This is a genomic window from Patescibacteria group bacterium (assembly GCA_018900835.1).
GTDB lineage: Bacteria > Patescibacteriota > Minisyncoccia > Minisyncoccales > PEYH01 > PEYH01.
This window is the reverse complement of record JAHIFQ010000019.1, coordinates 1-9,159: the sequence shown is the minus strand read 5'-3', so window position 1 is coordinate 9,159 and position 9,159 is coordinate 1. Positions and strand designations below refer to the sequence as shown.

The window sequence follows — 9,159 nt, the reverse complement described above, 5'->3', positions numbered from 1 at the left end:
TACTGTGAGGGTGTAAGTGGTAGGCACAGAGCAACTCGCATCGGAATAACAAGATGCGTAAGTGGAATTATCGGTGGTGCATTTTTCGGTAGTAAGGGAGCAATCATCAATAGTAGACCAAGAAGAATAAGTTCCGTAAGTAATGGAGCCCGTACAACTCGCGCTGTAACCAGTGCATTTTTGGGTGTTTGTTCTGCTTTGGCTTTGGGCATCGTTGCCACAAGCAGTGCCTGTGCATTGATAATCGTATTGCGTCCAAGTATTACAGACATACGAAGAAGATAAATAAGAATCACTCGGGCAACTTGTGCTAGAACCAGAACAATACTCTGCCACATCGCAAACTCCAGCAGAGGCCCTGCAAACATAACTTGAAGACCGATAATTACACCCATCGCAACAGGTACCGGAAGAACAAACACAACCGCTACTTACGCTAATGGTTGCCCAGTTATAGGCAGTTAGCCCTCCCCTATCAACCCTGACCGCTGCTGTATATGTGCCAGTTGAAGAATAATCACAAAGATTAGTGGCAGTATATGAAGTTGCGGAAGTGGTATAGTCCCTTTCATAAGTTCCATTATTGGTGCAATCAAATCGGTATCTGGTGTTGCCTGTTGCTGTGCCTGAAACATTGGCAGTCAAATCAACGCCATTTAGGGGAGCTGTGCCTGAAGATGGATTGGCAGAGAGGGAAACGCCTAAGGTGGGAGCCGGAGAACTCACTGTAATTGTTGCCCAATTGTAGGTAGTCAAACCTCCCCTATCTACTCTCACTGCTGCCCAATATGTGCCAGCAGAAGAGTAATTACAGAGGTCTGTGGCAGTATATGAAGTCGCAGAGGTTGTATAGTCCCCTTCATAAGTTCCATTGTTGGTGCAGTCAAATCTGTATCTGGTGTTGCCTGTTGCTGTTCCAGAAACATTGGCAGTCAAATCAACGCCATTTAGAGGCGCTGTGCCTGAAGATGGATTGGCAGAGAGGGAAACGCCTAAGGTGGGAGCGGCACAAACCGCATCAGAATAACAGGATGCATAAGTCGCATTATCGGTGGTACATTTCTCGGTAATAGAACAATAATCAATAGTGGACCAAAATGACCAAGTTCCGTAAGTGATGGAACCTGTACAACTCTCGGTAAAACCAGTGCATTTCTGGGTGTTTGTTCTGCTTTGGCTCTGAGCATCATCGCCGCAAGCAGTTCCTGTGCATTGATAATCATATTGCGTCCAAGTGTCACAAACATAACTTGAAGACCGATAATTGCACCCATCGCAACAAGCGCCAGAAGAGCAAGCGCAGCAATCAGCTAACGAAGTATGGGCTGGATGATTAATTCTGAACTCTGCCCATTCACTGGAAGTTTTGGTGGGGACAAAAGTGGAAGGATTCCCTGATTGGTTAGTGACTCTCTTGCATACACTCCATTCATTTATTTCAACGGTTTGGACAGGATTCACTTGATAATACTCTGCCGCCTCTACCCTCTCTCCCAATGAAAAAAATAAAAAACCTAACAGGACTAAAAGTCCTCCAATTAAAACTCTATGTTTGAGATTAGTAAAGTGAGGCATAATTATTTTCCCCTTTTAATTACTCCCTTTTAAACCATTCTTCCGGCCATAACTCACCTGCGTCTGTCCAATAAGAAATTGAATATTCTTGAATTTTAATATTTAATCTTTCTTCTTCTTTTTGAAACATATCTTCAAAAGACCAGCCGTGCGCGTATATTTCTGCTCCACTTGAGGTAAAGATTATTGTTTTTGGAAGGTCCCCATCTCTGAAAACCACCACTGCATTTATCCCATCTTCTCCGGCTTGGTCTTTGTATTTATAGCGCATTATTGCTGATTCATATTTATTTTCAAACAGAACATAGCTTATAAATAAAGCGAAATCCCATGGCTCGCCCTTTTTCTTTTCAAAAAATTCTTCTGGGGTATATGCTTCATCGTCGCCCCTATCTTCAATTGTAAAATATTTGTTCAAATAATCAATCAGTTTTTCCGATGTGTCTAATTGTGCGACCACTTCTTTAAATTCTGCATCGCTGACAATGGTTCCTTCAAAATCTGTATCCTTCTGGTTCGCCATAATATTCAAATATGCCAATATTCCAAAAGTAATTCCTAAAAGGACTAATAATGTAATTGATATTTTGAGTTCTCTTGACATATTCATTTTAAGATAAAACTACTTCTTTAATTTTTCAATCTCAAGTCGGAGTTCCTCAATCTCTTTTTGTTGTTCTTTAATTGACTCTATCAGCGGTGCAACCAATTTGCCATATTCTATTGATTTCAAACCATCTACTTCCGAAACAAGTTCGGGAAATATTTTTTCTACGTCTTGGGCAATTAGGCCTATTGAATACTCTCTACCGCTTTTCCAATTAAAGGAAACTCCTTGTAATTGCAAAATTCTCTCCAAGCTATTTTCAAGAGGTTTAATATTGTCTTTTAAAGTAACATCTGACGAGTAATAGAAGGCAGGCGCTCTCAATTCTTCATTAAAGTAAAAACCGGAAGTTCTGTCAGTATAAATATGAGCATAACTTGTGTTTTGGGGACCGATGTCAATATAACCGGAATTTGTTTGAATCCGAACAGCATTGCCACCTCCCTCATAAATCCGCGTGTTATTGTCATTGATGGCGATTTGGCCGGCTACGGTTAATCTTTGTACAGGGGCTGTTGTCCCGATGCCGACGTTGCCAGTTGTTGCAAGATAAATGCTACCAGCAGTATTGAAAATATTTAGCGAGCCAGCCCCAGTAGTTCCTCTTGCATAAATACCACCTCCATTGTCACCGCCCCAAAATCCCAAGCCATTTATATTTGCCGTATTCTCTGTAAGTCCGGTCAACCAAAACATGCCTCCAGCAACTTGTAACTTCTCACCCGGTCCCGTCGTCCCGATGCCGACGTTGCCGTTCGTCATCATAGTAATATGAGAATTATCTCCTATATTACCACCATAATTAATCTTAAATTTTCCACCGTCCGACACATCTATCCCCATTGAGTACCATACATTGTTAGGGTCATGAAAGCGGAGCTTGCTATCTTGATTATCGTATTCTATTTCTATCGCACCATTGCGGACTTCTAATTTATTATCTGGTCCTGTTGTGCCGATGCCGACATTAGTGCCGTTGTCAAAAATCTGTGAATTTCCGAGCGTTGTGCCAGCGGTCCATTTAGAGACATAGTTCGCTGTGCCAGAACCGGAAAGCGTACCTCCGCTCGGCATATTAACGCAATCCCAATTATCAGCGCCGATTTTCTGTAATATCTGATTGTTTGCGCAAGTAGAGCCGTCAGGCATCAACTCTCCATTGAAAATAATGTCGTCATTAGCAGTGATGTCTGTGGTAACTGTTAATGCGCCTTCAAAATATGAGTTGCCAGTTGCCTTGATGCCAGAACTACCAATAGTCAATCCATAGCTTGGGTCAACGCCACTTGCAGAAGCTCCCAATTTTCCTGTTTTATATTGACTATCGCCTCCAGTGTTAATTGGAACCGCAACATTGCCTCCAGGAGGAGCAGTGGTTGGCTCGGTCCAGGCAAAGATATAAAAAGTCGTTATTGCTAACAAAACAAAAACAACAAAACTCAAAGAAATAATCTTTGGCGAAATTTGATTCTCTTTTTTCATAGTATTAAAATATTAATTCGATTAATTATTACATCATACCACACAACAACTGAAAAAATAATACAAAGCAACAGCGCAATTGTGGAAAACTTTTAATAAAATTAAATCCCCTATTTTTCAGCTTATTTTCCAATTTTAAATTGAATTTCATTATTTTATAATAGCATAAAGTTTTCCCTTTTTGCTTGTATTTTAAAAATCTTATACAATATACTAATATGTTATCGTGACATTCTGACCCATGGAGCAACTCCTGCATAGACTCACCCAACAAGAGATATTTCAAGAGTTAAGAAACGCTGAACGGGAAAACCGAACCGCAGATTTTTCAAATAAACTTCTGCCGGAGTTTTCTTTTTTTGGAAAAGAAATAAACACTGGCATAAATTTGAAGGGCTCAACAATACAAGGCGCCCTGCATTTAGATGAATGTATTATTAAAGGAGATGTTAATTTAGAACAAGCCCTGATTTACGCTACTTTATATATTTCAAAGACAGAGGTTTATGGAGAATTTTTTGCCAATCAAATAAGAATACGCGAGGTTTTGAATATGGTCGCTTCTACCTTCAAGAAAAATATATATATGAAAGAATCGTCCATCAAAGGTTTTTTGGGACTAAATAAAATACAAATTGAAGGAAACTTAGACATAAGCAAGTCCATTATAAAAAACATAGTCACAAAGACCGGCACAATCAGGGGGGATGTTTATCTCCGCGACGCCAAAGTCGGCGGGTCAGTGTTGGCAGGAGAGATTATATCAGAAGGTCTTGGAAATTTTGAAAGAACGAGCATTGGTAAAAATCTTGACCTTAAAAATTCAAAATTTAAAGAAGTGGTTATCTTGAGCGGAACAATAGTTGAGGGGGAAATTGAAGCGCAAGACCTCCAGTGCAAAAGCTTGATTGCGCATGTCGCATAAGTAAAAATGATTCCAAAGTTCACACACCTTCATGTCCACACACAGTACTCACTCCTCGATGGATTGCCAAAAATCGAGGAACTTTTAAATTTCGTGAAAGAAAATGGTATGGACAGCGTTGCAATAACAGACCACGGAGTTCTTTACGGCGCAGTGGAGTTTTACAAAAAAGCGAAAAAAGCTGGAGTCAAACCAATAATTGGCAGTGAGATTTATACATCCTTTGAAGGCATGACCCAAAAAAGACCAAACATTGACAATAAGCGATATCATTTGGTTCTGCTTGTAAAAAACGAAACAGGTTATCGCAATCTTGTGAAACTTGTAACCAAAGCCCATTTAGAGGGCTTTTATTACAAACCAAGAGTTGATGAAGAATTACTATTCCAGCACACCGAGGGGCTAATCGCTCTTTCCGCTTGTTTGCAGGGAAAAATTCCCCGGCTCATAATATCCAACCGTATTGATGAGGCGGAAAAAACAGCGCTAAAGTATCAAAAAGCATTTGGCAAAGAAAATTTTTATTTAGAAATTCAGCACCACCCGAATATTCCAGAACAAGCCAAGGCAAACAAAATTATTATAGGGCTATCCAAAAAACACGGCATTCCTTTGGTTGCAACCAATGACTGCCATTATCTTCGACCGGAAGATGCAGAGGCGCAAGATATTCTGATGCTTATCAACACAGGACAAAAGTCAGATGACAAAGACCGCCTCACTATGAGACAGGACGACTTTTCCGTAACTCTGCCAAAAGAAATAGCGGAAAATTTTAAAGATGTTCCAGAAGCGATTACAAATACCCAAAAAATAGTTGATGCCTGCAATTTTGAGTTTAAGCTGGGTGAAATAAAACTTCCAAATTTTCAAGTGCCAGGACAAGGCAACCCTGACGAATACCTAACAGATATCTGTGAAAAAAGATTTGACAAGAGGAAAAAAGAATTCAAAAACGAAAAAGAGGCAAGAGAAAGATTGGAATATGAATTGGAAGTTATTAAAAAAACAGGGTTTGCTTCCTATTTCCTTATAGTTGCTGATTTTGTTGAATGGGCAAAAGAAAATAAAATAGTGGTCGGACCAGGCAGAGGAAGCATTGGCGGGTCTTTAGTCGCCTATTTGGCAAATATCACCAATATCAATCCATTGCAATACAATCTTCTTTTTGAACGGTTTTTAAATCCAGAAAGAATCTCTCTCCCTGATATTGACCTTGATTTTGCCGATGCCAGAAGAGACGAGGTGATTGAATATGTTTCTCAAAAATACGGACAAGACAGAGTTGCCCAGATTATAACTTTCGGGACAATGGCTGCCCGGGCAGCGATAAGAGATGTTGGCAGGGTCTTGAAATATCCCTATATCTCCTGTGATAAAATCGCTAAAATGATTCCTTTTGGATTTAATCTTGACCAAGCCATTAAACAGATTCCAGAGTTCCGCGAGGCGTATGAAAGCGATGAACAAATTAAACGATTAGTTGATTTGGCTAAAAAATTAGAGGGTGTTGCCCGCCATGCCTCAACCCATGCTTGCGGAGTTGTTATATCAGCCGAGCCACTTGATACTCTTGTTCCTGTCCAACGACCGACTCAAAGCGACGGAAACATTATTACGCAATACGAAATGTATTCTATTGAAGACCTGGGATTGTTAAAAATGGATTTTCTGGGGCTTAAAAACCTTACAATGATTGAAGATGCTGTTAAGCTTATTGAGATAATCCGCGGGAAGAAGATAGAAATTGATAAAATTCCCCAAGATGACAGAAAAACCTACAAGCTACTACAGAAAGCAGAAACAACCTCTATTTTTCAAATGGAGTCAAGCGGAATGAAAAAATGGCTCCGCCAGCTCCAGCCCTCAAAATTTGAAGATATTTCCACTATGCTTGCGCTCTACCGTCCGGGACCAATGCAATTCATTCCTGAATATATCGCAAGAAAACAAAACAAAAAAAAGGTTGAATATTTGCACCCAAAATTAAAACCAATTTTGGAATCAACTTACGGTCTGCCTATATTCCAAGAACAGATGATGCAAATTGCGCGAGAGATAGCCGGATTCTCTCTTAGTGAGGCAGATATTTTACGGAAAGCAATCGGCAAGAAAATTTCTTCTCTCTTAAACGAACAAAAAGAAAAATTTATTTCTGGCGCAGCGAAACAAGGTGTTGAAGAAGGAATTGCCCAAAAGATTTGGGGTTGGTTCTTGCCTTTTGCGCAATATGGCTTTAACAAGAGCCATAGCACGGGTTATGGAATTATCGCCTATCAGACAGCATACCTGAAGGCAAATTTTCCTGTGGAGTTTATGGCAGCAGTGCTGGCATCTGAAAAACAAGATGTTGAAAGAATCGCCTTTCTTCTGGAAGAATGCAAGAGAATGGATATTGATGTTCTCCCTCCGGATATAAATGAAAGCTTTAAAAACTTTACTGTTGTGGATAAGAATAAAATTAGATTTGGCTTGTTGGCAATTAAAAATGTTGGCCACAATATTGTCCAGACAATCGTGGACGAAAGGACAGCCAATGGGAAATACCAGTCAATCGGGGATTTTGTAAGCAGAATCCATTCAAAGGATTTAAATAAAAAATCAATGGAATCGCTGATAAAAGCCGGTGGTTTTGATAAATTGGAGGAAAGGAATATGTTGCTTGGAAATTTGGAACGATTGTTGAGTTGTTCAAGGGAAATACAGAATAACAAAAATAATGGACAAAAGGGGCTTTTTGACGGCTCTAAAGTTAAGACCACTATTAACTTAGAACAAATGGACCCAGCCAGCGCTGCTGAAAAACTTAAATGGGAAAAAGAATTATTAGGACTCTTTGTATCAGGACATCCATTAGAAGCATACCAAAAATCAATTGCCAAAAAAGCGGTTCCAATATCAAAAATTCTTCAAGAACTCACCAAAACAGACGACCAGCCCGGCTTTCCATTGAATGTCTCTGACAAAATATTTAAAAAGATAATGCCTGGAACACGACTCAAAATATGCGGACTAATTTCGCGGATTAAAAAAATTATTACCAAAAGCGGTCGTCCAATGTTTTTCGTTAAGATACAGGATTTGACAGGCGAAATTGAAGCGATTATTTTTCCTAATAGCGCAGAGCAATATGCCAATGTCTTGCAGGAGAATAAAATAGTGATTGTTTCTGGCAGAGTGGATTTCAAAGAGGACTCCCCGAAAATGATTGTTGAAGGAATCGAGGAAATCATAGAGGAATAAGAAAAAATGTGTTATAATGGCAACATCATTTAATAAATACTAAAAATATATAATATATGTTGAATGATAAAACAAATAAAAACCAGAATCTCCAAATTCATGTAACCGATGGAACTGGTGAAGGAAAAACAAACATCTCGGCTTTTGACGCTGCGTTGATGAACGCTGGTATTGCTAATTATAATTTAATCTACCTTTCTTCCGTTATTCCAAAGGGCTCAATGATAAAAATTAGGAAACCAAAATCCAATCAAAAAGAGTATGGCAATAGGTTATATGTAGTCATGGCTAGGTCCGACCAATGCACTATTGGGAAAGAGGCCTGGGCGGGTTTGGGATGGATCCAAGATAGTATGGGGAGAGGACTGTTTGCCGAACATTGGGCTGAAAGCAAGGAGGCGGTGATCAAGCTCATCCATAATTCTCTTGATGATATGAAGGCATTAAGGTCTTATAATTATGGGAAGATTCATCACCTTGTGATGGGTGCAAAATGCAAAGATAGACCAGTTTGTGCCCTAGTAATGGCTGTATATAAAAGCGAAAATTGGGAAAATTAAAGAAAAATGGGCAGTTCGTCTCAAAAAACTTGAGACAAACTGCCCTCGTCGTGACGCCATTATCCGCTACTATCACCCCAACGATATATAGAGTATATCTGGGAATCCATGATACTACCTTTAATCGACTTAGGGAGAGCTCTTTCAGCAAACATGGGAATAGCCCTATTAGCTCTCTCGGAGTAATCAAAGGCCACAGCACCGTCTTCGGGTAGCGAACAAATCATTTCTTTCAGAAGTCTACTGCCCAACGCCCTTTTGGCAAGGCCAGTCCTTACGGAAATGCCCATTAGGTAGTAAAGCAAGTTCCTGCTCAATAAAGCTGGAAACTGTTTCAGGAAAAAGGAAATGTTAATCCATGGAACCTTTTCCAAATTATTGGTTATCAGACCAATCCCGCCTGGTTTTTCGTTCACACAAAGAAGGAATTTCTGAAAATCTGAATCTTGCATGGCTTCCAGAAACTCCTCTTTGTAACAGTGTTGTCTGCAGGGAGTTGCAATGTTTACTGCTCGAAATGTTTCATCATACATCTCCCATAGCTCTTGTTGAAGCGCTACATCGGAGATGCACAGCTCCTCCCGAATCTCAATAGCCACAGATACCACCTCCTTCATCTAGTAGAGCTTGGAATAGATAAGATAGCTTATTGAGCCACTAATCCATACCCAAATTCCCAAATGAATATACCAACGCAAACCCTTACCAACTATTTCTACATAGAGATAGGGCAAGGCCCATGCCAACCGATTGAGGCACAATCCCCC

General features: G+C 39.9%; 7 protein-coding genes. 3 read left to right on the top strand and 4 right to left on the bottom strand.

From position 1 onward, the window contains the following. The 3 genes from KJ562_03450 to KJ562_03440 form a co-directional block, all read right to left on the bottom strand. A partial coding sequence (locus tag KJ562_03450) for a hypothetical protein (protein MBU3964746.1) occupies window positions 1–1,575 on the bottom strand: 1,575 nt, incomplete at its 3' end. A 19-nt stretch (window positions 1,576–1,594) separates the two neighbouring features. Beyond that, window positions 1,595–2,179: a hypothetical protein gene (locus KJ562_03445; GenBank protein MBU3964745.1), complete on the bottom strand. Its 585-nt coding sequence runs from the start codon at window positions 2,177–2,179 to the stop codon at window positions 1,595–1,597. Window positions 2,180–2,197: 18 nt separating this feature from the next. Then, window positions 2,198–3,664, bottom strand: a complete 1,467-nt coding sequence (locus tag KJ562_03440) for a tail fiber domain-containing protein (protein ID MBU3964744.1) — start codon at window positions 3,662–3,664, stop codon at window positions 2,198–2,200. 241 nt (window positions 3,665–3,905) lie between these two features. Here KJ562_03440 and KJ562_03435 point away from each other — a divergent pair, with 241 nt between their 5' ends. Genes KJ562_03435 through KJ562_03425 form a run of 3 tightly spaced genes read left to right on the top strand, consistent with a single transcriptional unit; the run spans window position 3,906 to window position 8,392 of the window. Then, entirely contained in the window at window positions 3,906–4,589 is a 684-nt protein-coding gene (locus KJ562_03435; protein ID MBU3964743.1) for a hypothetical protein, read from the top strand. Window positions 4,590–4,595: 6 nt separating this feature from the next. After that, window positions 4,596–7,832 carry a DNA polymerase III subunit alpha gene (locus tag KJ562_03430; GenBank protein MBU3964742.1) on the top strand — a complete coding sequence of 1,079 codons (3,237 nt, stop codon included), beginning with the start codon at window positions 4,596–4,598 and terminating at the stop codon, window positions 7,830–7,832. Between the two features lie 56 nt (window positions 7,833–7,888). Further along, on the top strand, window positions 7,889–8,392 hold the full coding sequence (locus tag KJ562_03425) for a pyruvoyl-dependent arginine decarboxylase (GenBank protein MBU3964741.1): 504 nt from the start codon (window positions 7,889–7,891) through the stop codon (window positions 8,390–8,392). Window positions 8,393–8,451: 59 nt separating this feature from the next. Here the strand turns inward: KJ562_03425 and KJ562_03420 are convergent, their stop codons facing one another. After that, the gene (locus KJ562_03420) at window positions 8,452–9,009 is read right to left on the bottom strand and encodes a hypothetical protein (GenBank protein ID MBU3964740.1); all 558 of its coding nucleotides are present in this window, start codon (window positions 9,007–9,009) and stop codon (window positions 8,452–8,454) included. Between the last annotated feature and the right edge of the window lie 150 nt (window positions 9,010–9,159).